Here is a 26,296-nt window from a genome sequence, read left to right as displayed (position 1 = left end):
CTCCGTATATTTTTATAAAAAGGAAAAATATGGATATAGATATAAATAAATTAGAAGGATTAAAGCTTGATGAGTTAAGAGAAATAGGCAAAGAGCTTTCTATAAAATCTGTTTCATCTTATAGGAAAAATGATTTGATTGAAATAATTAAGGATACATATGAAAAAGAATCTTTATATGATAAAAATCACTCAGATGAAGGATATGATCAAAATGATAATTTTGACTTAGGCGAAAAATTTAATTGTGAAGGTCTTTTAGATTTGCATGAAGATGGATTTGGATTTTTAAGAACAGAGCTTTACGAATCAAGCAATGATGATATATATGTGTCTCCTAAACAAGTAAAAATGTTTAGACTAAAAACAGGCGATTTTATAAAAGGAATCGCAAGAGTAAAAAAAGATAAAGATAAATTTTCTCCCTTAATTTTTGTATCTGATGTTAATGGCCTAAAGGCAGCTGATGCTTTTAATAGGTCAAATTTTGAATCACTCACTCCAATTTACCCAAACCAAAGATTAAAACTTGAAACAAGTAAGGATAACATTTCTCAAAAAATTATAGATATAATCGCTCCAATTGGAAGAGGACAAAGAGGACTTATAGTATCCCAACCTAAAGCTGGAAAAACTACCTTAATTAAAGATATTGAATATGCCTTGGAAAAAAACTTTGATGATCTAAAAATTTTGGTTTTATTAATTGATGAAAGACCAGAAGAAGTTACAGATTTTAAAAGATTTGTAAACCAATATAGGGATAAGGATAATGAGCTTACAAGGACAGAAGTTGCAGCTTCAACTTTTGATAAGGCTCCTCAAAACCATATTTATATGCAAGAGATGGTTCTTGAAAGGGCAAAAAGATTGGTTGAAGATAATAAGGATGTTGTAATTTTACTAGATTCTATTACTAGACTTGCAAGAGCTTATAATATTATGACTCCACAATCAGGTAGGACTCTTTCAGGAGGTCTTGATCCTTTAGCTCTTGTAGGCCCGAAGAAATTTTTTGGAGCAGCAAGAAACATTGAAGGTGGGGGATCACTTACAATTATAGCTACAGCCCTTGTAGATACAGGTTCAAGGATGGATGATATGGTTTATGAAGAATTTAAGGGAACAGGTAATATGGAATTACACCTTGATAGAAATCTTTCACAAAAAAGGATTTTTCCCGCAATCGATATAGAAAAATCTTCAACTAGAAAAGATAATTTATTATTATCAGAAAAAGAAATAGATGCAGTTTATAAAATTAGAAATTCATCTATGAAAGATAAGTCTGAATTTACTAAAGAGCTCATAAATTTAATGGGTAAATGCCAATCTAACGAAGAATTTGTTGATATTATTAATAAAACCTACAAAATTTAAAGGTAAAATGTAAATAAAGAAAAGATATTTTAATTTAAGTTAGGATTTTTTATGAAAGTTAGAACAAAAAATATTATAGACCTAATAAGCGTACTTGTTTTATTAATTTCAATTTATTTAGGCTATAAGGGGTACAAAATGGGAATTTTCACCTCTGTATCAAGCCTTAGAAAATTTTTAAACCAGTACGGTGTATGGTCTCCCATTATTTTTATGATTTTGCAAATAATCCAAATAATTATACCCGTAATTCCTGGTGGTCTTACAACTGCTTTTGGGGTTGTGATGTTTGGACCTTTGTGGGGATTTATTTATAATTATATTTCTATTTGCCTAGGATCTGTTATAGTTTTTTTTATTTCTAGATTTTTTGGTAAAGAAGTGGTCCTTGCTATATTTGGAAAAGAAAATTTTCAAAAATATCATAAATGGTTAAGGCATGAAAAATATAATAAATTTTTTGCTTGGGCAATTTTATTGCCTGTTGCTCCTGATGATTTTTTATGTTATTTTTCAGGACTTACTGATATGGAATTTAAAACTTTTGTAAAAATTATCCTATTTTGTAAACCACCATCAATATTTTTATATTCAATGGGACTTGTTTTGGGAATTAAAACAATATTTAAAAGTTTTGCTTGAAAGATAAATATCTGTATGGTATAATCATTATTGCTTATTGAAAGAGACAAGAAGAGGTGTTTATATGAAAAAAGAACTACATCCAGAATACCACCAAGCAAAAGTTGTTTGTACATCATGTGGTAATGAATTCACTGTTGGTTCAACAGAAGAAGAAATCAAAGTTGAAGTATGTTCACAATGCCATCCATTCTATACAGGAAAACAAAGATTTTCTGACCGTGGTGGTAATGTAGAGAAGTTCAATAAAAAATATGGAAGAAATAAATAAGGTTAGGTTTCTAACCTTATTTTTTATATGTATTTATGAAAATTAAAGATATTTTAGAAAAAGAAAATGATGATTTGATCATTGCTCTTACATATTTATTAAATACAAATAAAAATCTTTTATATCTAAAAAAAGAAGAAAAATTAGAAAAGGATATAGAAGAAAAGCTTTTAAAGATACAAGATAAGATTAGTAAAGGATATCCACTCCAATATGCAATTGGCAAGTGGAATTTTTATGGTCTAGATTTATTAGTTGATAAAAGAGCTCTAATACCAAGATATGAAACAGAAATTCTTGTAGATATGATTATCAATGATAAGGTAAAAAAAGATAAGATTTTAGATATAGGTTCAGGATCAGGGGCTATTTCTTTGGCGCTTTCTTATAATTTGAAAAACTCAAAGGTTCTTGGAATTGATATTTCTAAGGATGCTATTAATCTTTCTAAGGAAAATAAAAAAAACTTATCTATAAAAAATGTTGAATTTAAAGAAAGTGATATTTTTTCAAATGTAGAAGGGAAATTTGATATTATTGTATCAAATCCACCTTATATAAATAAGGAAGATTTCGAAAACCTAGATAAAAAATTATCTTATGAACCACAAAATGCCCTTTTGGGTGGAGATGATGGCCTATTTTTTTATAGAAAAATAATTTTAAATGCAAAAAAATTTCTTAATAAAAATGGTAAAATATATTTAGAGATAGGTTATGATCAAAAAAATCCTATAATTAACCTATTAAAAGAAGAAGGATATAAGGATATAAGAGCTTACAAGGATTTTAATGATTTTGATAGAATTATAATAGCTTGTATCTAAGGAGGATATATGTTAGAAAATTTAGAACATATGAGAGAAAACTTCAAAGAGTTAGAAAAAAAACTAGCAGATCCAGAAGTTTTATCTGATACCGATAAGTTTAAAAAAGTTTCAAGAGAATACAATCAATTAAAGCCAATTGTCGAAAAATATAATGAGATAAGAGCGGCTGAAGATATGATTGAAGAAAATACAGAGCTTTTAAAAGAAGCTGAAGATAAGGAAATGATAGATCTTTTAAAAGCTGAGATAGATGAAAATAAAAAAAATCTAGAAAAATATAATGAAGATTTGAAAATTCTTCTTATTCCACAAGATCCTAACGATCATAAGGATGTAATTGTAGAAATTAGAGCTGGAGCTGGTGGAGAAGAGGCAGGTCTTTTTGCTGGAAATCTTTACAGAATGTATCACATGTATGCTGATAAGCAAAATTATAAGACAGAAGATATTGATGTATCAAGTCAGGGAATAGGTGGAATGAAAGAAGCTACCTTTATAGTTAGAGGTGAAGGTGCCTATTCTAAATTAAAATATGAATCTGGGGTTCATAGGGTACAAAGAGTTCCAGAAACAGAATCCGGTGGAAGAATTCACACATCAACAGCCACTGTTGCCGTTTTGCCAGAAGCTGATGAAGTTGATATAAAAATCGATCCAAATGATATAAGAACTGATGTATATAGGTCAAGTGGAAATGGTGGACAAAGTGTAAACACAACAGATTCTGCCGTAAGACTTACCCATATTCCAACAGGACTTGTAGTAACTTGCCAAGATGAAAAATCTCAAATTAAAAATAAAGATAAGGCAATGAGAGTTTTAAGGGCAAGATTATATGAGATGGAAGAAGAAAAGAGACAAAAAGAAATTTCTGATAATAGAAAATCTCAAGTAGGTACTGGAGATAGGTCAGAAAGAATTAGAACTTACAATTATCCACAAGGAAGAATAACAGACCATAGGATAAATAAAACTATTTATCAATTAGATGATTTTTTAGATGGAAATATTGAAGAAATGATAGATTCTTTGATAACAGAAGACCAAACTAGAAAATTAAAAACAATGGGAGAAGACTAATTGTTTGATTTTCTTGCAAAAAGATTTGTAGAAGACTACAAATCTATAGAAAATGAAAGTGTAAGATTAAAATTGATTTCTCTTTCAGGATTTGTAGGGATTTTAATCAATGCATTTTTGTTTTTAATTAAAATAAGTATAGGCCTAATTGCATCATCTTCAGCAATTTTGGGTGATGCCTTTAATAACATGTCAGATGCTTTGACAAGCCTTATAACCCTAATTGGAGCTAAGGCAAGTAGTAAGCCTGCTGATAAAAAACATCCCTATGGGCATGGTAGAAGTGAATATATAGCAAGTTTTTTGGTTTCAATCCTAATAATGTTTGTGGGATTTTTTCTCTTTACAAGCTCAATTGAAAGCTTTTATAAGGGAAATTTACCAAAACTTTCCAGATTAAGTATAATAATTTTGATATTTTCTCTAGGATTTAAGTTTTATATTTATTTTCTAAATAAAAATTTAGACAAAAAACTCGATTCAAAATTAAATTTTGCAGTAATGATTGATGCAAGAAATGATATTCTTTCAACAATATCAATCATAATTGCAGTTATTTTACAAAAATATATAAACTTTAATATTGATTCACTTTTAGGAATGATTTTATCAATTATTGTATTTAAACCAGGTTTGGATTTATTTTTAGATACTATTGATAAGCTTCTTGGAAAAGGAATAGGAAAAGATCTTCACCAAAAAATTGAAAAGATAATTTTGGATGGAGATTTTGTTCATGGCTACCATGATTTATATATACATGAATATGGAAGAGGAAAACTTGTAGGAAGTTGCGATGTTGAAGTACCGTCAAATATAAGCGTAGGTATAATGCATCAGGCTGTAACAAATATTGAACTTAGACTTAAAAATGAGTTAAATATTTCTATAACCATACACATGGACCCAACTTATTGTTTGATAGAAAACGAAGAAAACAAAAAAAATATTGAAAAATTAAGAAAGTCAGTGAAAAATGGAAACAGAGATATTGAAAATAGATAGAGAAAATGTTGATGAAAATATCTTAAAGCATGCAGCTAAAATAATACAAAACGGAGATCTTGTAGCATTTCCAACAGAAACTGTATATGGACTGGGGGCTGATGGTCTAAATCCTGAGGCTTCTAGAAAAATCTTTAAGGCAAAAAATAGGCCGGAAGATAATCCTTTAATTCTACATATTGATGAGGATTATAAATTAGATGAATTAGTTGAAAAAGTTGATGAGAGAACAAAATTTTTAATAAAAAATCTTTGGCCAGGTCCTCTTACAGTTATACTCAAAAAAAGTTCAAAAATTCCAGATATAATAACTGGTGGTGGAGATACAGTTGCTGTAAGAAGGCCAAAAGATAAGCTTGCAAGAGAATTTATTAAGTTTTGTAACAGGCCGATAGCAGCACCTTCTGCCAATATTTCAGGAAGGCCATCTCCAACAAATGCAAAGGATGTTTTCTATGATATGGATGGAAGGATTCCTCTTATTATTGACGGGGGAAGTTCTGATATCGGGATTGAATCTACAGTAATAGATATGAGCTTAGAAAATCCATGTATTTTAAGGCCGGGATACTATACTTATGAGTATATAAAAAAATTTATTCCTAATGTTTGCCTGGATGATTCTTTGGTTGATGATACAAAAGTTCCAAGATCCCCAGGACAAAAATACAAACACTATGCACCAAAAGCTCAGATGAAAGTTTTTGTTGGTGAAAAAAGTGTAGAAAAGATAAATGATTTGGCTTTAAAATATAAAAATGAAGGTAAAAAAGTAGGAATTTTAGTTTTTAACAAGTATACAGAAAAATTTTCATCATATATTACACTTTCTTTGGGAGATAAAGAAAATTTAATAGAAATGAGTCATGTACTCTTTGAAGCCTTAAGAGACCTTGATAGAAAAGGTGTAGATATAATACTTGCACAAGGTGTTGAGGAAATCGGACTTGGAAAGAGTATAATGAATAGGATGAAAAAGTCAGCATCAGGAAATATTTATAATTTATAAAGGAGAGACGATGGGTAAAGTAACAGTATTAGATCATCCAGTGATCAAACATAAAATTTCAATTTTAAGAGATAAAAATACAGGTTCTAATGAATTTAGATCAATAATTAGAGAAATCACAATTCTTTTAGCATACGAAGCTAGTAAAGATTTTACTTTAGAAGAATATGAAATAGAAACTCCAATTTGTAAAACAACTGGCTATAGACTTTCTGGAAAAAAATTAGGTATAATTCCAATTCTAAGAGCAGGTCTTGGAATGGTTGATGGACTTATAGAAGTTTTCCCAGCAGCAAGAGTTGGTCATATAGGAATGTACAGGGATGAAGAAACTATGAAACCTGTAGAATACTATTTAAAAATTCCTAAAGATTCTAATAAAAGAGATATGTTGGTAGTAGATCCTATGCTTGCAACAGGAGGATCAGCTTGTGATGCTATTCAAAGATTAAAAGAAAAAGGATGTACATCTTTAAAATTATTAAATATTATAGCAGCACCTGAAGGAATTAAAAAAGTACAAGAAGAACACCCAGATGTAGATATTTATATAGCTCAACTTGATGAAAAATTAAATGATGATTGCTATATAGTACCAGGACTAGGAGATGCCGGAGATAGATTATTTGGAACCAAGTAAGGGGAAATTATGAATAATGAAGAAATTTTAGTAGTTAGAAAAAATGGACCTTTACATGGTGAAGTTTATATTTCTGGAGCAAAAAACTCTGCTCTTCCAATTCTTGCAGCAAGTCTTCTTGCAAGTGAAGAAGTAATCTTAGATGAGGTTCCAAAATTAAAAGATATAGAAGTAATGGTAGAAATTTTAAGAAGTTTAAATGCCAAGGTTGACTATCTTACAGAAACTACTCTTAAAATTGATTCTTCAAATGTTAATAAGTTTGAAACACCATTTGAGTTAATGGATAAAATGAGAGCTTCTTTTATAGTGATGGGACCACTCTTATCAAAATTTGGTCATGCTGTAACTAAGGCTCCAGGTGGATGTAATATTGGAAAAAGGCCAATAGATTTACACTTAAAAGGTTTTGAGGCTTTAGGTGCAAAGACAACAATGAACCATGAAGAAATATCTTCAAAAGCAAAAGATGGTTTAAAAGGTGAGGTAATATATTTAGATTTTCCGTCAGTTGGAGCAACTGAAAATATTATGATGGCAGCTACACTTGCAGAAGGTGAAACCGTAATAGAAAATGCTGCTAAGGAACCAGAGATTGTAGATTTAGCATCATTTTTATCCAAAATGGGTGCAAAAATCACAGGGGCTGGAACATCTAATATTATTATAAAAGGTGTTGAAAAATTAAGAGGGACAAGACATACTATAGTCCCAGATAGGATTGAGGCTGCAACATATATGCTTGCAGCTGCAATTACTGGTGGAGATATAACAGTAAAAAATGTTTTGGGATCGCATATTAGACCGATTATAGCAAAATTAATTGAAATAGGTGTTGAAATTGATGAAGTTGAAGATGAAGATATAATTAGAGTTAAGGCTTCAAAAAAATTAAAACCAACAAATATTAAAACTCTACCATATCCAGGTTTTCCAACAGATGCTCAATCACAATTTATGGCTTTGATGACAGTTTGTAAAGGTGAATCATCTGTTGTAGAAACTGTATTTGAAAATAGGTTTATGCATGTAGATGAGCTTAAAAAAATGGGAGCTGCAATAATTACAGAAGGAAATAGGGCTGTAATTGTTGGTGTTGATAAACTTCATGGAGCAGAAGTTAAGGCGACAGATTTAAGAGCAGGAGCTGCTTTAATTCTTGCTGGTCTTATAGCTGATGGTGAGACAAAAATATCTGATATTTATCATATAGATAGAGGATATAGCGACTTGATTGAAAAGTTTACAAAACTTGGTGCTCTTATTGAAAGAAAACAGGTAAATAAATAATGAAATTTGAAGGCATAATAAAAAGTATAATTTATAGAAATGAAGAAAATGGATACACAGTTTTATCCTTAGAAACTTCCGATTCTCCTATAACTTGTACTGGTATTATGCCTTTTCTTAATGAAAATGATCAAATTATTGTTGAGGGAGAATTAATTTATCATGATAAGTATGGAGAACAAATTCAGGTAGAAAGTGCCAGTTTAAAGAAACCTTCTGGTAAAAAAGCTATAATTTCGTATTTATCAAGTGGAAATATTGAATCAATTGGTAAAAAAACAGCCCAATTAATTTATGAAAAATTTAAGGATGATTCTATCGATGTAGTTTTCAACCAAAGTGAAAAACTATTGACAATTCCTGGCATAGGAAAGAAAAAACTTGAAAAAATTAAAGAATCTACTCTTGATGCTAGAGATAGTAGGGAAGCTTTACTATATCTTCAAGGATTAAATATTTCTTTTAATCTTGCAAATAAAATTTACAAGGCTTATGGAGATAATACAATTTCTATTGTAAAAACAAATCCTTACAAATTGTCTGAAGATATTTCCGGAATTGGTTTCATTATGGCTGATAATATAGCTATTAATATGCAGATGAAAAGTGATTCTAAATTTAGGATTTCTGCTGCCATTTCCTATGTTTTAAAAAATGATGCAGAAATGACAGGCTCTTGTACTATTAGACTTGATGATTTAATTGATAAGACTTTTTCCTTGATAAAAGTTGATAGAAATAAAATTAAAGATCAAATAAATGAAGATTTAATAAATTCAAAAATCCAAATTATGAAAATTGGAAATGAAGAATTTGTATATGATAAGGATATTTATAAGGCGGAAAAATCTACAGCTATTAATCTTTCAAGGTTAAAAAATGAAAAATATATTTTTGATCTAGAGATTAATGAAGACCTGGATGTTTTTTCTAAACAGCAGCAAGTTGCTATTAATGAAGCTTTTAATAATATGCTTTTGGTAATTACTGGTGGACCCGGAACCGGAAAAACTACTATAATAAAGGCTATTTGTAATATTTTGGATGATAATAATTTAAAATTCAATTTAGCAGCACCAACTGGTAGGGCTGCAAAAAGGATGCAAGAATCTACAGAAAATTCTGCCTTAACCATACATAGATTAATCGGTATAAAACCTGAAAGTCCAATTCCAGAATATAATGAAGAAAATCCACTAGAATGTGATTATGTAATAGTTGATGAAGTTTCAATGGTTGATATTAAATTGATGGATAAATTATTAAAGGCCCTATCATCAAATACGGCCCTTATTTTGGTAGGAGACCATAACCAACTTCCAAGTGTTGGACCTGGTAATGTTTTGAAAGATATTTTGGATACCGACATTAAATCGGTTAGATTAAACAAAATATTTAGGCAGGCCCAAGAAAGTAATATTGTAGTTAATGCTCACAGGATAAATGATGGTTTGTATCCAATTTTAAATCAAAAAAATAAGGATTTTTTCTTTATTGATTCAAATGCTAATAATTTTCAAAAAGATATTTTAGATTTAATTAAAAATAGGCTGCCAAATTATTATAAGCTTGATCCTATAAATGACATTCAAATTCTTGCTCCAAGCAAAAAATCTTCTTGGGGTGTCCTTAATTTAAATAATATTTTACAAGAAAATTTAAACAAAAACCCTAAATCTTTTAAAATTAATAATAGAATTTTTAAATTAAAAGATAAGGTGATGCAGGTTAGAAATAATTATGACCTTGAAAGTTTAGATCCAAGTAATTTTGATGATGGGGTATATAATGGAGATATTGGTAGAATCATTGAACTTGATGAAGAAAGGGAATCTTTAAAAATAGAATTTTATGATGGAAATATTGTTTCATATAAAAAAGAAGATATTAAAGATTTGGACTTATCTTATGCTATTACTATTCATAAGTCTCAAGGATCTGAATTTGATTGTGTTGTAATTCCTATGATGCCAACTTCATTTATGCTTTTAAATAGAAATTTATTATATACTGCCATAACTAGGGCCAAAAAATTGGTGATTTTAATTGGTGAAAAAAGAATTTTAAAACAAATGGTAAGAAATAATAAGACTTCCCAAAGGCTAACTAATTTGAGCTTTTGGATTAAAGAATTATCAGAGGCCTTAAAATGATATGGGATTTTTTATTTTTGGATGATGATTTGTGTTTATTTTGTAAGGAGGAAGTTAAGGAAAATTTTTCCTTATGCCAGTCTTGTTTGAATAAATTAGATTATGTTGATAATGAATTTGAAATTTTAGGTCATAGGGCAAGGGTTTTATATTTTTATAATCCTTTTATGGCAAGTCTTATTGGGGATTATAAGTTTAATAGGAACACTTCCCTTTATAAAGTTTTTGGTCAGATGGTCTTTTCTTTTATTAAAGAAAAATCTATGGATAATTTCGATTATATTCTTACAACCCCTTCATCAAAATCTGTAGTTAATAATAGGGGTTTTGACCATGTTAGGCTTATTTGCGATTTTTTTATAAAAAATACCCATATGACTTATCTTAAAAATTTTAAAAAAATTAAAAATACCAAGGCCCAACACCAATTATCAAGGGAGGAAAGGGCCAAAAATTTGAGAAATTCTTTTGTTTTCCATGGGGATTTGACCGGGAAAAATATTTTAATTTTTGATGATATTATTACAAGTTCAAACACTATAAAGGAAATTATAAGAACTATTGAAAAGGCAAATCCAAAAAATATTGAAATATTAGCCCTTGCTTCAAGTCATAGGGTAAAAAAATAAGGTGCGATTGCACCTTATAGAACGTAGACAAACCCTCAAGCACGAATATCTGATTTCAAAAATTGTTGATTTCTAAATTTGAAATTCTAAAATCGCAAACTCGCTAGCGCTCGAACAGTGCGATTTTTGACGAATTTTCAAATTTGAAATCAAATCATTTTTTTTCGTATGATATTCTTAGCATGAGGGTTTATATACTTTGACAACAGCCTGTAAGGTGCATATGCACCTTATTTTTATGCTTCTTCTTTTTCGCTTTCTTTTAAAAATTCGTGAATTTTTACAGCTAGAGCCATCTCTATTCTTTTTTTAAAGACCTTACATCCATAATCATAAATTTTATTTATATCTCCACCAGCATTGTAATTATTTGCTGCACATCCTCCTGAGCAATACATTTGTGCCCAGCAATCCTTACATTTTTCTTGACTATATAAATTATTTTTTTTGAAATTTTTAATTATTTCAGGTTTTTTGATTCCTTCAAAAACATTTCCTATTTTAAAATCATCATTTCCTACGAATTGATGGCAAGGATATAAATCTCCTGTTGGAGTTACTGCCATATATTCTGATCCTGATCCACAACCTGAAATTCTTTTATAAACACAAGGACCGTTGTTTAGGTCAATCATGTAATGGTAAAAAATAAATTTATCATCCTTATCGATGGCATCAATCATCATATCTGCAAGTTTTTCATATTCTTGGTAAATCCTATCTAGATGTTCTTCTCTTAGGGCATAATCTTCTTCATTATTGCCAACAACTGGCTCAAGAGATGTTCTTTTGAAGCCTAAATCTAAATATGTTTTTATATCTTCAGTAAAGTCTAAGTTATTGGCTGTAAAGGTTCCTCTCATATAATATTCTTTGTCACCACGAGCCTTTACTAATTTTTGGAATTTTGGAACAATCTTATCAAATGATCCTCTTCCATCATGAGTTTTCCTAAATTCATCGTGTTTTTCTTTTCTTCCATCAAGAGAAAGAACAACATTTTTCATATTTTTATTTAAATATTCTATTTTTTCATCATCTAATAGCATACCGTTTGTTGTAAGGGTGAAATTAAAATGTTTGTTAAATTCTTCTTCCTTACTTCTTGCATAATCAACGGTATTTTTTACCAAATCCCAATTTAAAAGTGGCTCCCCACCAAAAAAGTCAATATCTAAATTATAGTGAGATCCAGAATTTTCTAAAAGAAAATCAATGGATTTTTTGGCAACCTCATCTGTCATGATGGCTTCTGGTCCATGATATCTTCCTTCTTTTGCAAAACAATATTCGCAAGAAAGATTGCAAGTATGGCTTACATTTAAGCACATAGCTTTTAGGTAAGTTTTTCTTTTATCCATATCGATTGTTAAATCCTTAAAATCATCTTCTGAAAATAGGACTTTTTCATCAACCAAATCTCTTACTTCATTATAAGCCTCATCAAATTGTTCTTGATTTATATTATGTAAATTTTTAATTTCATTTTCTATGTATGCTTTATCTTTATTTTTATTTAATAGGCTTATAATATTATAAGAAATTTCATCAACTAGGTGAACAGATCCGGAATATACATCCAAAACAATATTATAACCCTTTGCCTTATATTGGTGTATCATTTTTTCTCCTTAATTTATAGTAAAATAGTATAGATTTATTCAATAAAAAAAATAAGGGCTTGCCCTTATTTATTTTTTGTGTTAACACATTCTTGGTTAGCAACTCCACAAGATGTTTTGCAAGCTGATTGGCAAGATGTTTGACATTCACCACAGCCACCGTCTTTTTTACTTTTGTGAAGATTTCTTGTATTTAAAGTAATAATTCTTTTCATATGTATCTCCTTTGTTTTCTATAAATTAATCTTAACAAAAGAGCTTATTTTTGTCAATCTATAATAGGAATTTCAAAATCATCAATTGATAAGTCAACTCCCATCATATCAAGGTATTTAATTTGATCAATTATATCTTTATTTATAATTTCTCCTGGAAGAAGAAGGGGAATTCCGGGTGGATAGGCATATATATAGGAGCCTGAAACTTTATTTTGAGCCTTATCTAAGGATATTTTTGAAATATTTTTATTAAGGGCCTCATTAATAGAATATTTTTTCTCAGAATCCAAGAAGTAAAATTTAAAATTTGATTTTTTATATTCTAAACTTGAGTCAATTTTTATTAGGGCAGATTTTAATCTTTCAAAACCTTTCTTGGTGTCAAAAATACTAGAAATTAATATTACATAAGAGGTGGTTGCCATTTCAATTTCAATTTTTTCCTTATATATTAAATCAGCCAAGTCATTGCCATTGATATTTGTATTTTTACAAGATATTACAATTTTTGATAGGTCTTTTTTATCTGAATTTATAAATTTTAGATGTTTTAACTTAATCTTGTAAAGGTCATTTAAATTGTCAAGCAAATTATCCCAAAGTCTAAAAAAAATTGGGAAATTTTCTATCATATCATCAATTGACTCACTTATAAGATAAGAGGGGGAAGATGTTTGAAAAATCGCCATATTTCTTCTTAATTCTTTGATATCAATGTTTTTATTTTTAACTATAATTCCACTTGCAGGTGTTAGGGCAGATAAATTTTTGTGAAAAGATGTTATAGCAAGGTCATAGGTAAAATTTTTCTCATATTCAGATAAGATAGTATGAGACCCATGGGCAATATCCACAAGCAAGTAAATATTTTTATCTTCTATAAGTTTTTTTATTTTTTTCAAATCTACCATATAACCTTCGTAGGAAGGAGAGGTGATAAAAATTAAGGAATAAGAGTTTTTATTTATTTTTTCTTCTAAATCCTTATAGTCAATGTCGTAAGCCATATCATTTTCATCAGTTTTTACACCTATAAAATCAAAATCTAAGTCAAAAACTTCTATTGCATTAAAAACAGACTTGTGAGAATTTCTTTGAACTAAGATTTTTTTATTGTCTTTTGTTAAGGTCCTAAGGGAGGATAAGATTCCACAAGTTGATCCATTTGTAGAAATAATAAAATCACTTGCCTTATATATTTCTTTTAATTTATCTTCCATATCCTTAAAAATAGTCTTGGGATCATTTAAGTTATCAAAATTTCTAATTTCTGTAATATCTCTTTGGTAGGATAGTTTTTTATTTAAAATATTATTATTTCTTTTGTGACCTGGCATATGAAAGGGATAATAATCATCTTTTATATATATATCTAGTTTTTCATTTAACATGTTTTTTCCTTTCTTTTTCTTAAATATTATACTATAATATTTTTTAGTAAAGAAACTTTACAAATAAGACATCTTATTTACATAATTTAGGATATAATGTATAATTGTATCGTAAAAGTTTACAATAATTTAATATTAGATAAATAAGAATTTAATAAAAGAAAAGAGGGGATTAAAATAAAAAAGGACAGAAAACTAAAAATATCTTCTTTTGTAGTATCTTTGATAATCATGCTTTTTTTACAAAGCTTTATAGAAGATTTTTCTTTCAAAGTTTATACAAATGAAAATATTGAAATAAGTCAAACTGAATCTGGTAGTCAGTATTCAGATAATTTTAAAATTAATTCGATTTATCAAGGAGACAAGTTATTAGATCTTGATAAAGTAGATATGAAGGGTTGGAAAAAATCAAATACAAAAACTGGTTATCCAATTCAAACAAAGGGTTATAGTAAAGATAATAAATTAAGTTTTAAACCAAGTCCTAGCTTGATGTTTAATAAACTTACAGTAAATTTCGAAACTGGCCCAGAGTATGCAACAGCAGTAATGTCTTATTTAAAAGATCACACTATGACTATGTATGCAAACTCAACAGATAATAGGTCCTATGTAGATATTAATTACACAGACTTCTTATCAATAGTAGTGCAAAGTTTGATTTTTATTGGATCAATAATCTTATTTAGCTTCTTTATTTACAATATCTTGAAAAGAATCAAGGATTTAGAAAATAATAAAATTTTATACATAATAAAAGATTACAGTTTAAATTTTATTGTTTTTGCAATCTCTTTATTTGGAATGTTAAAAATTAAAAATCACGTTACTGATGAAGTTTACACAAGGTTTTTTAATGCACCATATACTTATAAGGATATTATAGTATTTGTATCTATGGTATTTTTGGCATCTCTTGGAATTAAAAGTATTTACAAGAAATATCCAGAAAATAAAAAAATTAACATTGCTAACTGGGTTTTATTTATCCTAAACCCATTTTTATCATTTTATATATTAGAATCAGCATACAATCCAAATTTTTCATCAATGGAATTGATTTATGTACTAATAAATGCCTTGATTTTGTTTTTAATTCAAGTGTTAATTTATATAGTAATTAGGAAAAAAAGACTATCGATGATTTTTATACTCCTAATTTCCATTGCATTTGGAATTGCAAATGATGCCTTATATATTTTGAGAGATTCTCCACTTATTCCGGCATTCTTGGGATCCTTGGGAGTGGCAGCTGATGTTGCTAAAGATACAGTAATCCAACTTAGTGGTCATTCATTAATGGCATTTTCATTAGCAAGCTTGTGGATGTTTGTAATTTCTTCGATAAACGAAGGAAAAATAAAAATTTCTAAAAAATCTTACGTAAAACAATTAGTAGGCTATGCTAGTATGTTTGCCATAATTACCGTAGTAAGTGTAAATTATTTTATAAAACAAAATGGAGTTGGGGTAAACTTATGGAGACCATCAAGAACCTATTATGTTGAAGGTTCACCTTATAGTTTCTATAGAATTTTTGCAAATCAAATACTTACAGCCCCAAAAGGCTATGATGAAAAAGAAGTTGAAAATACTTTGGAAGAATATTACAACAAGGACATAGGTACAAAAGATACTAAAAAACCAAATATTGTAATAATTCAATCAGAAGCCCTAGCAGATTATTATGGAAAGGGAAATCTAAAACTAAGTGAAAATCCAATAGCCTTCCAAAGATCTCTAGATGAAAATGCAATTCAGGGTAATGCTTATGTTTCAGTTTTGGGCGGAGGAACTGTAAATTCAGAATATGAGACTTTAACATCAGTTCCATTAACATTTTTCCCACTAGGAGCATATCCATTCCAACAATATGTAAAAGATGGACACACATCAGTAGCAAGAGTTTTAGAAGACCAAGGATATCAAACATTTATAACCCATCCAAACAAGCCAACAAACTATTCAAGACAAGAAGTTTGGCCAAATCTTGGATTTAAAAATGTAGCATTTTTGGGTGATTATGATAATAGCCCTGAAAGTTTTGAACCAACAAATGGTTTTATGAAAGATTCAGTAGCTTTTGATAAAATTAAAGAACAATTTGAAAATAAATCATCTGACAAGCCACTTTTTGCATACCTTGTTACCATGCAAAACCACGGAGGTTATACTTCAAATGTTCCTGGAGATATAAAAGTCTTAAATGAAACTAATGGAGATGACCAAGGGGCAAGCCATTATGTAAATTTACTAAAAAAATCAGATGAAGATTTAAAAAATCTTGTTGAATATTTTAAATCATATAAAGAGCCAACAATTATAGCAATATTTGGTGATCATCAACCACAAAACTATGATGTATTCATGAAACTAATTAAGTCAGGTGGCAATTATACAAATAAAGACGTATTCTATACACCACTTACTATTTGGGCAAATTATGATATTGATGAAGAAAAAGATGTAAATATATCTGTAAATCAGTTGACCCCATACTTATTAGAAAAAGCTGGAGGAATTAAATTGTCAGCATATCAAAAATATATGCTAGACATGCACAAAGATTATCCAATAATTTCTACTAAGCAAATATATAATAATAAGGGTGAAGAAGTAAGTAAAGACGAAGAATTCCAAAAAAGGAATAATAAATTAAATTCTTTAATTTATTATGAAATGAAGCAAGATACAAAATCAGATAAATATTTTAATAAGGCTTCAAAATAAAACTTTTCCGAAATCAAGTAAAACTTGGTTTCGGTTTTTTTAATGTTTAAAGTAATATGATATAATAAATTAGAAACAATAAAAATAAGGAGAAGAAATGCAAAATCTAATAGAGGTAATTAGATCTAATTTTTCAAATCAAGTAGCTCTAATTATTATTAGTATGCTTCCTTTGATAGAATTAAAAGGGTCAATTCCGATAGGACTTGCAATGGGATTAAAACCATTTCAAACATATATTTATTCTATAATTGGATCAATAGTTCCTGCAATATTTATATTGATGTGGATTATGCCAATATTTGATTATATGAAAAAAAAAGACTCATTAAAAAAACTAGTAGCTTGGGCTGAAAAAAAGGCCAAGAAAAAAGAAGGAAATATAAAAAAATATGAATATCTAGGCTTATTTTTATTTGTAGCTATACCACTTCCAGGAACAGGGATTTGGATGGGATCACTTATTGCATCTATTCTTGGCCTAAAAAAAATGAAATCTTTTTTAACAATTTCTGTAGGAAATGTTATAGCGGGTATAATTATATATACTTTTTCTAGTTTTTTCTTTTAAGGGGTGTAAATGAATATCAAAAAAAAATTAATTAAGACAATACTTATAATTTTGATGCTTATAACAGTAGGTTTTGCCTTTATATTTATAAAAGGATTTATTTCATCGGCAGTTATCAAGGATGAAAATAAATTTACAGGTGAAGACCTAGGTCAAGGTAACAAGATTGAACAAAAAAATGAAAATGAGTTGTTATTTGTATTCGCAGGGGTTGATTCTACTGGTGAGAAATTAAATACAAGAACAGATACCCTGATGTTAGTTTTGATGAACAAGGATACAAAAAGTATAGATATTTTATCAATTCCAAGGGATACAAGAGTTTATGTAGAAGGAAATCTAGATAAAATAAATGCAGCCCATTCTTACGGTGGAATGGATGAAACAATAAAAACTATAAGAGATTTTTTATCAATTGATTTAGATTATTACGCAGAAGTTAGTTTTAAAGCTGTAGAAGATGGGGTAGATGCCTTAGGTGGTGTTGAAATAAATGTTCCAGAACAAATTGCCTCAGCTCAAGGCATTAAGCCTGGACTTAATTATTTCGATGGGAAACAAGCTCTCGATTATTGTAGGTTTAGAAAAGGCTATGCCAATGCAGATTTAGGAAGAATAGCTTGCCAACAAGATTTTGTTGTACAATTTATAAAAAATATGACCAAGATAAAAAATATAATAAAAATCCCAGGAGTAGTATCAAAAATAAATTCCAATATGGATTCAAATATAAAAATGTCAACAATCTTATCATTTGCATGGGCATTTAGAAATATTGACGATGCAGAAATAAACACACAAACTATACCAGGCTATCCTGATATGATTGATGGAATTTCTTATTATATACCAGACAATGAAGCAACAATTGATATAAGAAATAAAATTTTATATAATTATTTATTAGAAGAATAAAGGAGAGAATATGGACATCAAGTCAACAATTAGAGTTATCGAAGATTATCCAAAAGAAGGTATTTCATTTAAAGATATAACAACCCTTCTAAAAAACAAACAAGCCTACAAAGAAACAATGGATTTAATGGCAGAAAAATTAAAAGATTTGGATTTTGATTATATTATAGGAATTGAATCGAGGGGATTTATTTTTGGAGCAGCCCTTGCTGATAGGCTAAACGTTGGATTTATCCCAGTAAGAAAACCAGGAAAACTTCCAGGTCAAATAAAATCTTTATCATATGACCTTGAATACGGGCAAAGTAAGATAGAAATTCACGAAGATGCCCTAAATAAGGGAGATAAGGTTGTAATTATAGATGATTTAATAGCAACAGGAGGATCAGCCAAAGCTTGTGCATCCTTGGTAGAATCTTTGGGTGGAGAAGTTGTTTGCTTAGAATTTTTAATTGAACTTACAGATTTAAAAGGTAGAGATGAATTAAAAGATTACAAGGTTATATCTTTAATTAAATATGATCATTAAAATTATAACCTCCAGTTATGGAGGTTATAATTTTTTAAAAAATTTAATAAGAAAAGGTGAAATATGAAATTAAATCAAAGGAAAACAGGTGCAATTTTATCTTATCTATCTATAATTTTAAATACTTTCTTAACTATTTTTTACACACCTATTATTTTAAGATATTTAGGTGATGCAGAATATGGAGTTTATGAATTAACTGCATCTCTTGTTGCATATTTAGGCTTATTATCTTTAGGCTTTGGATCTTCTTATATTAGATTCTTTTATAAGTATAAGATTAAAGATGATGATAATGGTATAAAAAAATTAAATGGTTTGTTTATGATAGTTTTTTTAACTATGTCGCTAATATCTTTAATTTTAGGATTTATATTAATAGTAAAATTAGATATAATTTTAAAGGGAAAACTTACTAGAGAAGAAATAAGACTTTCAAAGAAATTAATGTCTATTTTAATTTTTAATATAGCCTTAACTTTTCCTACAAGTGTATTTGAATCATTTATTTCTGCAAATGAGAAATTTATTTTTCAAAGAATAATAATGTTAATTAGGCTTTTTTTATCTCCAATTTTAGGTATTCCATTATTAATGATTGGATTTAAATCGGTAGGTCTTGTAATTGCAACAAGTATGATTAGTTTGTTTGCATTTATTTCAAATGGATATTTTGCAGTAAAAAAATTATCTATGAGATTTGATTTTTCAAAATTAGATAGGAATCTTTTAAGAGCGATTAGTGTATTTTCAGGATTTGTATTTTTGTCAATGATGACTGAACAAATAAATTGGTCAGTTGATAAATTTGTACTAGGAAAATTCGTTGGGAGCGTATCTGTAACAATATATGCCATGGGTTCAATTATATACAGAGCCTATCAGCAACTTTCATCATCAGTAGTATCTGTTTTTGTACCGCAAGTAAATAAGATGGTTGCCAGTGGAGAAAATGATTTTGAGTTAACCAAACTATTTGCGAAAATTTCAAGAGTACAACTATATATATTAATGCTTATTTTACTAGGATTTTTTGCCTTTGGTAAGTATTTTATTTCGAAAATTTGGCTAGATGATACATATATAGAAAGTTATTATGTTGCTATAATATTAATGACATCATCTTTATTATCCTTAATACAAGCAATAGGAGTAGATATACAAAGAGCGAAAAACTTACACAAATTTATGTCTGTTGTATTTTTTATAGTAGCTATATCCAATTTTATTATTTCGATTCCTTTAGCAATAAAGTTTGGACCTATAGGATCGGCTATGGGAACAGCTCTTACAGTTACTATAGGAAATGGGATTATAATGAATATTTATTATCATAAAAAAATAGGAATAGATATAAAGTATTATTTTAAAGAAATATTAAGCGTAATGAGGGGAATGATTCCTTCAATATTACTAGCATATATGTTTTTTAAGATAGAAATTTCAAATATATATCTTTTTGCAATATATGTATTATTATTTACTGTTTCTTATCTTATAACAATATGGATTTTTTCAATGAACAATTTTGAGAAAAGTTTGTTTTTAAAACCAATAAAAAAAATAAGTTAGAAAGGAGAATATATGAGTATAGGTGTGATTATACCAGTATACAATAATGAAAAATTTATAGAAAAATGTATAAAGTCAGTTTTAGAACAGACTTATAAAGATATAAATATTTATGTAGTTGATGATGGTTCAAATGATGATAGCGCAAGAATAATTAAAAATCTAGAAAAAAATAATAAAAATATAAAATATATTTATCAAAAAAATTCAGGAGTTTCTGCAGCTAGAAATAATGGTTTGGATAAGTCAAGAGATGATTATATATGTTTTTTAGATTCTGATGATTTTCTAGATAAAGATTATGCTAAAAAAATGGTCCAAAAAGCTAAAGCTGAAAATTCAGATATTGTATGTTGTGCTACAAAAGTTGTTCTTGGAGATGATGTATCAAAATTATCAACTTCTTTTGAAGAAAAAAACTTTTTGTACCATTATATAATAGGTAGCAATAGGCATCAAATAGCATCATTTTTAATTGAGAGGTCTTTAATAGAAAAAAACAAGTTAAGATTTGAAATAGGAAGAAATTGGTCTGAAGATACAGATTTTTTAGTCAAAGCTCTTTCTAAAGCTAATAAAATAAGCCTTGTAAAAGAATATCTTACTTATTATAGGATTTTTCATAAGAATGATAGCTTATCAAGTTTTAACATCGATCAAATTGAAAAATCTATATCATCATCATTAGGTCTTTTGAATGATACGAATTTAAAATTAAGTGATTTAGAAATTAGGGCAATAAAAGAGTATAGGATACCATCTTCAATTGTTTTTAAATTAGTAACTGCTTTAAAAAAGAGCTATGATAAAAATGAAATTAGAAGCTTATATAACAAATACAAAGACTATATAGACCAATTTAAATTAAGACATGGCAAAAGAGGTATTTTACTATATATTCAAATAATCAAATTAAAAATTTTATTAAAATAAATAAAAAAGGGTTTAGAAAACTTATTTTTCTAAACCCTTAATTTATACTATGCTCTTGTAGAAATTTTCTAGGTATTTACAGGTATTTTTAATATTAAATCCTTTATCATCAATAGTTTTATAAAGATTTTTTCTTTGGTAGATAAAACTATCTAAAATCATTTCTTTCCATTTTTCTTTATCATTAAGAGAAATAAATTCTACATTTTCTGTTAATTTTACATCTTTAGGTATACTATCAGAAAGTAAGCACTTAAGACCAGCGCTTTGAGCTTCTACTGCAGATAAGGGTAAACCTTCATTTAAAGATGGTAATAAAAATAGGTCTGCTGCCTGTAAAATTTCATTTACATTTGATATTGATCCTAAAAATTTAATATTAGATTCTAAATTTAATTTTTTTGTTAAATTTTCCGATTCTTCTTTTAAATATCCATCTCCCACAAGCAGTAGAATAATTTTATTATCAATTTTTACTAAATCCTTCATTAAATAAATCAAAAACTTTTGATTTTTAAGCTGTAAAAAACTACCAATGTGAACCATTACTTTATTTTCGTTTAGATCTAATTTTTCTCTAATTTCATTTCTTATATCTTCATTGTATATATATTTTTCTAAATCTATACCATTTTTAATAAGGGTAAATTTATTATTTTTGAACATAAGTTCTCCAGCTTCAATTGAACATGCAAATTTATAGTCAGAATATTTAATTATATCTTTTTTTAAACAATCTCTAATAATTTTTTTAATGCCGCTACCATAATCCAAGCCGTGAATATGAGATATGGTAGTTAATCCATATTTTTTAGCCACTTTAAGTATAGTTGATTCAGTACCCCTAAAATGGCAGTGGAGAATTTTATATTCTTTATGGTTAGATAAAAAGTTTTCTAAATCTTTTTTATACTTAAAAGGTTTTTTTGGACTAAATTTATCAATAGTATAAACTTTTCCACCAAGTGCTTCTATTTTTTGTAAATTTTGATTACTTCCAATACTGTGAACTAAAAAATCAAATTCAAACTCATCCCTATCTATATTATTAAATATTGAAATAAGTAGACTTTCTATTCCTCCAATATTTAAATCTCCTAAGACGTGGAGTATTTTAGTCTTTTTTTTCAAAATAAACTCCTTTAAATTAATTGAAATATTTCTTATATTATAACATATAAAAATTAATTTTATCTTAATAAAAAACTTGCAAATTGATATAAACTTAGTATAGTTTAATTAAGGTCAAAGATAGTCAGAGGATGATGGAGGTTTTATGAAATATCAAGATTATTATGAAATTTTAGGTGTAGATAAAAAAGCAGATGCTAATGAAATTAAAAAAGCTTATAGGAAGCTTGCGAAAAAATACCACCCTGACCTTCATCCTGATGATAAAGAAGCCAGTGAAAAATTTGCAAAAATAAATGAAGCTTATGAAGTTTTATCTGATGAGAATAAGAGAAAACAATATGATATGTTTGGTCAAAGCGGAAACTTTAGTCAAGGTCAAAATTTTGACCCATCTCAATATGGATTTTCAGATTTATTTTCAAATTTTGGAGCTGGAAATGGATCTTATACCTACACGAGTAGTACAGGAGGATCCTCTGGATTTTCAGATTTTTTTGAAACATTATTTGGAGGAGGAAGATCTTCATCAAGGTCTTCATCAACAAATTTTGGAGGATTCGGATCAAGTTTTAAAAATGGATTTACAAAAGCTAAAAAATCAAAAATTAAAGCTAAGGTTAATATATCACTAGATGAAGCAATGAGCGGTGTAGCAAGAACGCTCAAATTAAAAGATAAAGAAACAAATTCTATAAAAGAAATTAATATAAATATTCCGAGTGGAATGACAAGTGGGAAAAATTTAAAAATTGATGGTTCAAAATATAATTTGAATGCAGATATTTATGTAAAAGTCCAAATCAAGGAAGATTCAACCTATAGACTAGATGGGTTGGATATTATTAAAAAAGAAAGAGTAAGTCCTTGGGATGCCTACTTTGGTGAAAAAATCACAGTCGACAGTCCAAATGGAAAGTTTAAAATAAATATTCCTGAAAAAATTGAAGCAGGAAATAAAATAAGGATTAAAGGTAAGGGATATAAAGATTTGAAAGGAAAAGTTGGAGATCTTTATATAGAAATTCTTATCGATAATCCAAAAGATTTAAGTAAAGATCAAATTGACCTATATAAAAAATTAAAGGAATTAAATTAGGAGGACACTATGGATTTTAACAAATTTACTCAAAAATCAACAGAAGCTATTAATGAAGCAAGTCAACTAGCTATCAAAAATGCCAACCCAGAAGTTGGCATTATCCACCTAGCTTATGCCTTGGTTGAAGATTCAAATTCATTCGTAAGCCAAGTTTTAGCTAATATGGGCTTGTACAAAAAAGTACTTAATAAAATGGAAGAAAAAATGGAAAACTTGCCAAGCCAATCCGGTTCAGCAAATATTTACCCAAATACAATTTTCCAAAGAATTTTATTAAAAAGTGAAGATTGCGCAAAGAAAATGGGAGATTCTTTTATCTCAACTGAACACATTTTCTTAACTATTTTAAATGAAGATACAGAATTAAGTGATTACTTTAAGGAAATCGGCTTAAATGCAAAAAATTTCTCAAATGAGCTTAAAAAGGTCAGAAATGGTCAAAAAGTTACCAGCGATAATCCAGAAGAAACAAATAATCCTTTGGAAAAATACGGTAGAAATTTGACAAAAGAGGCAAGAGAAGGAAAAATTGATCCAGTTATTGGACGTGATACTGAAATTAGAAACTGCCAAAGAATTCTTTCAAGAAGAAAGAAAAATAATCCGGTTTTAATTGGTAAACCTGGTGTTGGTAAAACTGCAATTGTTGAAGGCCTTGCCCAAAGAATTGTAAATAAGGATGTGCCAGAACCACTTCAAGGAAGAACAATTTTTGCCCTTGATATGGCAAGCTTAGTTGCAGGAGCAAAATACAGGGGACAATTTGAAGAAAGACTAAAGTCAGTTATAGATGAAGTAAAAAAATCTGAAGGACAAATTATTATGTTTATCGACGAGCTTCATACAATTGTTGGAGCTGGTAAAACTGAAGGTTCAATGGATGCTTCAAATATTATGAAACCTATGCTTGCTCGTGGAGAGATAAAAGTAATAGGTGCAACAACCTTAAATGAATACAGGGAATATATTGAAAAAGACGGAGCTCTTGAGAGAAGATTCCAAAAAGTTTTGGTTGATGAACCAAGTGTTGAAGATACAATTTCAATTTTAAGGGGAATTAAAGATAAATACGAAATTTACCATGGAATTAGAATTCAAGACCAAGCAGTTATAGCTGCAGCAGAGCTTTCAAACCGTTATATTACTGATAGATTTTTGCCAGATAAGGCCATAGATTTGATGGATGAAGCTTGCGCAACTGTAAGAACTGAAATTGATACAATGCCAGAATATTTGGATGAGGAAAAAAGAAGAATTTTACAAGTTCAAATAGAAATTGCAGCCTTAAAAAAGGAAGATGACGAAAAAAGTAAGAAAAGACTAGAAATCTTAGAAAAAGAATTGGCAGATGCTAAGGAAAGATATGAGGCTGATTTTAACAAGTGGAAAAGTCAAAAAGATTCTATAAATTCTGTAAAAGATATAAAGGAAGAAATTGACAAGGTAAAAGTTGAGATTGAAAAAGCAGAAAGAAACTATGATTTTGAAAAATTATCTGAGCTTAAATATGGAAAACTTACTGAGCTTGAAAAGAAATTAAAGGAAAAAGAAAAAGACCAAGAAAATAATTCATCAATAAAAGAAGAAGTTACTGATGAGGACATAGCAGATGTAGTTTCAAATTGGACAAATATTCCAGTAAATAAATTAGTTGAAAGCGAAAGAAGTAAGATTTTAGGACTAGCTGACAAATTACATGAAAGAGTTATAGGTCAAGATGAAGCAGTAGATAAGGTTTCAGATGCAATAATTAGGGCAAGATCTGGTCTTAAAGATATAAATAAACCAATTGGATCATTTATTTTCTTAGGACCAACAGGAGTTGGTAAAACAGAGCTTGCAAAATCACTTGCAGAAGCTATGTTTGATAGCGAAAAAAACATGATTAGGATTGATATGTCAGAATACATGGAAAAATATTCTGTATCAAGATTAATAGGAGCTGCACCAGGTTATGTTGGTTACGAAGAAGGTGGACAATTAACTGAAGCTGTAAGACGTAACCCTTATTCAGTAATTTTATTTGATGAAATTGAAAAAGCCCATTCAGATATTTTCAATATTTTATTACAAGTTCTTGATGATGGTAGACTTACAGATAGTCAAGGAAGAACTGTAAACTTTAAAAATACAATTATAATAATGACATCAAATATTGGTTCATCATATTTAATCGATGGATTAAAAGAAGATGGAACAATTGATCAAGAAAATAGAAAACTTGTCGATGGGGCATTAAAAGCATCATTCAAACCAGAATTTTTAAACAGAATTGATGACATAGTTATGTTTAAACCACTTACAAGTGATCAAGTTTATAAAATTATCGACCTTCAAATTGAAGATATATCAAAAAGACTTGAAGATCGTGAAATTACAATCGAGCTTAGCAAAGCTGCTCACGAATATATCTTAGAAAAATCCTATGATGTAGAATACGGTGCAAGACCAATCAAGAGATTCTTACAAGCAAATATCGAAACAAACTTGGGAAGAAAAATTATTGAAGGTAATATCATGGAAGGCGACCATGTCATAATAGATTTAGATAAAAATAATGAATTGGTATATCAAGTTAAAAATTAAAGAATAAATATAAAAAGAGAAAATTTCTTTTCGAAATTTTCTCTTTTTCTTTTGCCTAAAATTAA

The 26,296-nt window shown here is 28.4% G+C and carries 23 protein-coding genes; 19 read left to right on the top strand and 4 right to left on the bottom strand.

Translation table 11 applies throughout. The annotated features are described in order from the left end of the window. Positions 1–29 precede the first annotated feature (29 nt). From rho to CJ192_RS03815, 11 genes are all read left to right on the top strand, one after another. Complete coding sequence (gene rho / locus CJ192_RS03865) at positions 30–1,379, top strand: transcription termination factor Rho (RefSeq protein WP_004817313.1); 1,350 nt, start codon at positions 30–32, stop codon at positions 1,377–1,379. A gap of 51 nt (positions 1,380–1,430) precedes the next feature. Continuing rightward, the gene (locus CJ192_RS03860) at positions 1,431–2,021 is read left to right on the top strand and encodes a TVP38/TMEM64 family protein (RefSeq protein WP_102197840.1); all 591 of its coding nucleotides are present in this window, start codon (positions 1,431–1,433) and stop codon (positions 2,019–2,021) included. A gap of 64 nt (positions 2,022–2,085) precedes the next feature. Further along, the gene (rpmE, locus tag CJ192_RS03855; protein WP_004815185.1) at positions 2,086–2,292 is read left to right on the top strand and encodes a 50S ribosomal protein L31; all 207 of its coding nucleotides are present in this window, start codon (positions 2,086–2,088) and stop codon (positions 2,290–2,292) included. Between the two features lie 35 nt (positions 2,293–2,327). Beyond that, complete coding sequence (gene prmC / locus CJ192_RS03850; RefSeq protein WP_004817397.1) at positions 2,328–3,119, top strand: peptide chain release factor N(5)-glutamine methyltransferase; 792 nt, start codon at positions 2,328–2,330, stop codon at positions 3,117–3,119. A gap of 9 nt (positions 3,120–3,128) precedes the next feature. Then, complete coding sequence (prfA, locus tag CJ192_RS03845) at positions 3,129–4,202, top strand: peptide chain release factor 1 (protein WP_004817291.1); 1,074 nt, start codon at positions 3,129–3,131, stop codon at positions 4,200–4,202. Next, a complete protein-coding gene (locus CJ192_RS03840; RefSeq protein WP_102197839.1) occupies positions 4,203–5,207 on the top strand; it encodes a cation diffusion facilitator family transporter in 1,005 nt (334 codons plus the stop codon). Then, the gene (locus CJ192_RS03835) at positions 5,179–6,216 is read left to right on the top strand and encodes an L-threonylcarbamoyladenylate synthase (RefSeq protein WP_102197838.1); all 1,038 of its coding nucleotides are present in this window, start codon (positions 5,179–5,181) and stop codon (positions 6,214–6,216) included. The genes CJ192_RS03840 and CJ192_RS03835 overlap by 29 nt, the downstream gene beginning before the upstream one ends. A 10-nt stretch (positions 6,217–6,226) precedes the next feature. Further along, the gene (upp, locus tag CJ192_RS03830) at positions 6,227–6,856 is read left to right on the top strand and encodes a uracil phosphoribosyltransferase (RefSeq protein WP_004815198.1); all 630 of its coding nucleotides are present in this window, start codon (positions 6,227–6,229) and stop codon (positions 6,854–6,856) included. A gap of 9 nt (positions 6,857–6,865) precedes the next feature. Continuing rightward, positions 6,866–8,146, top strand: a complete 1,281-nt coding sequence (gene murA, locus CJ192_RS03825; protein WP_102197837.1) for a UDP-N-acetylglucosamine 1-carboxyvinyltransferase — start codon at positions 6,866–6,868, stop codon at positions 8,144–8,146. Then, positions 8,146–10,299 (top strand): SF1B family DNA helicase RecD2, encoded by a 2,154-nt coding sequence (gene recD2 / locus CJ192_RS03820; RefSeq protein WP_102197836.1) that lies wholly within the window; start codon positions 8,146–8,148, stop codon positions 10,297–10,299. Before murA ends, recD2 begins: the two co-directional genes overlap by 1 nt. Further along, on the top strand, positions 10,296–10,928 hold the full coding sequence (locus CJ192_RS03815; protein ID WP_102197835.1) for a ComF family protein: 633 nt from the start codon (positions 10,296–10,298) through the stop codon (positions 10,926–10,928). The genes recD2 and CJ192_RS03815 overlap by 4 nt, the downstream gene beginning before the upstream one ends. A 236-nt stretch (positions 10,929–11,164) precedes the next feature. Here CJ192_RS03815 and scfB read toward each other — a convergent pair whose 3' ends face one another. The 3 genes from scfB to CJ192_RS03800 form a co-directional block, all read right to left on the bottom strand. Beyond that, positions 11,165–12,550, bottom strand: a complete 1,386-nt coding sequence (scfB, locus tag CJ192_RS03810) for a thioether cross-link-forming SCIFF peptide maturase (protein ID WP_102197834.1) — start codon at positions 12,548–12,550, stop codon at positions 11,165–11,167. A 65-nt stretch (positions 12,551–12,615) separates the two neighbouring features. After that, positions 12,616–12,765: a six-cysteine ranthipeptide SCIFF gene (gene scfA, locus CJ192_RS03805; RefSeq protein WP_004817312.1), complete on the bottom strand. Its 150-nt coding sequence runs from the start codon at positions 12,763–12,765 to the stop codon at positions 12,616–12,618. Positions 12,766–12,818: 53 nt separating this feature from the next. Next, positions 12,819–14,159: an aminotransferase class V-fold PLP-dependent enzyme gene (locus CJ192_RS03800; protein ID WP_102197833.1), complete on the bottom strand. Its 1,341-nt coding sequence runs from the start codon at positions 14,157–14,159 to the stop codon at positions 12,819–12,821. A gap of 231 nt (positions 14,160–14,390) precedes the next feature. On the opposite strand from CJ192_RS03800, the gene CJ192_RS03795 reads away from it, so the two are divergent. From CJ192_RS03795 to CJ192_RS03770, 6 genes are all read left to right on the top strand, one after another. Beyond that, the gene (locus CJ192_RS03795; RefSeq protein WP_244897278.1) at positions 14,391–16,892 is read left to right on the top strand and encodes a sulfatase-like hydrolase/transferase; all 2,502 of its coding nucleotides are present in this window, start codon (positions 14,391–14,393) and stop codon (positions 16,890–16,892) included. A gap of 97 nt (positions 16,893–16,989) precedes the next feature. Beyond that, the gene (locus CJ192_RS03790; protein ID WP_004817363.1) at positions 16,990–17,463 is read left to right on the top strand and encodes a COG2426 family protein; all 474 of its coding nucleotides are present in this window, start codon (positions 16,990–16,992) and stop codon (positions 17,461–17,463) included. A 9-nt stretch (positions 17,464–17,472) separates the two neighbouring features. Then, the gene (locus tag CJ192_RS03785; protein ID WP_102197831.1) at positions 17,473–18,378 is read left to right on the top strand and encodes an LCP family protein; all 906 of its coding nucleotides are present in this window, start codon (positions 17,473–17,475) and stop codon (positions 18,376–18,378) included. A gap of 10 nt (positions 18,379–18,388) precedes the next feature. Then, complete coding sequence (locus CJ192_RS03780) at positions 18,389–18,907, top strand: adenine phosphoribosyltransferase (RefSeq protein ID WP_102197830.1); 519 nt, start codon at positions 18,389–18,391, stop codon at positions 18,905–18,907. 63 nt (positions 18,908–18,970) lie between these two features. Continuing rightward, a complete protein-coding gene (locus tag CJ192_RS03775; RefSeq protein ID WP_102197829.1) occupies positions 18,971–20,479 on the top strand; it encodes a lipopolysaccharide biosynthesis protein in 1,509 nt (502 codons plus the stop codon). Between the two features lie 12 nt (positions 20,480–20,491). Then, the gene (locus CJ192_RS03770) at positions 20,492–21,412 is read left to right on the top strand and encodes a glycosyltransferase family 2 protein (RefSeq protein ID WP_102197828.1); all 921 of its coding nucleotides are present in this window, start codon (positions 20,492–20,494) and stop codon (positions 21,410–21,412) included. Positions 21,413–21,454: 42 nt separating this feature from the next. Here CJ192_RS03770 and CJ192_RS03765 read toward each other — a convergent pair whose 3' ends face one another. Beyond that, positions 21,455–22,543 (bottom strand): glycosyltransferase, encoded by a 1,089-nt coding sequence (locus CJ192_RS03765; protein ID WP_102197827.1) that lies wholly within the window; start codon positions 22,541–22,543, stop codon positions 21,455–21,457. Positions 22,544–22,688: 145 nt separating this feature from the next. On the opposite strand from CJ192_RS03765, the gene CJ192_RS03760 reads away from it, so the two are divergent. Both CJ192_RS03760 and clpB read left to right on the top strand, forming a co-directional pair. Continuing rightward, positions 22,689–23,642 (top strand): DnaJ C-terminal domain-containing protein, encoded by a 954-nt coding sequence (locus tag CJ192_RS03760; RefSeq protein ID WP_102197826.1) that lies wholly within the window; start codon positions 22,689–22,691, stop codon positions 23,640–23,642. Positions 23,643–23,651: 9 nt separating this feature from the next. Then, positions 23,652–26,231: an ATP-dependent chaperone ClpB gene (clpB, locus tag CJ192_RS03755; RefSeq protein ID WP_102197825.1), complete on the top strand. Its 2,580-nt coding sequence runs from the start codon at positions 23,652–23,654 to the stop codon at positions 26,229–26,231. The last annotated feature ends 65 nt before the right edge of the window (positions 26,232–26,296 follow it).

The sequence above is a fragment of the Anaerococcus hydrogenalis genome, from assembly GCF_002871895.1.
Classification (GTDB): Bacteria; Bacillota; Clostridia; order Tissierellales; family Peptoniphilaceae; genus Anaerococcus; species Anaerococcus hydrogenalis.
This window is presented reverse-complemented; position numbering and strand designations above follow the sequence as displayed.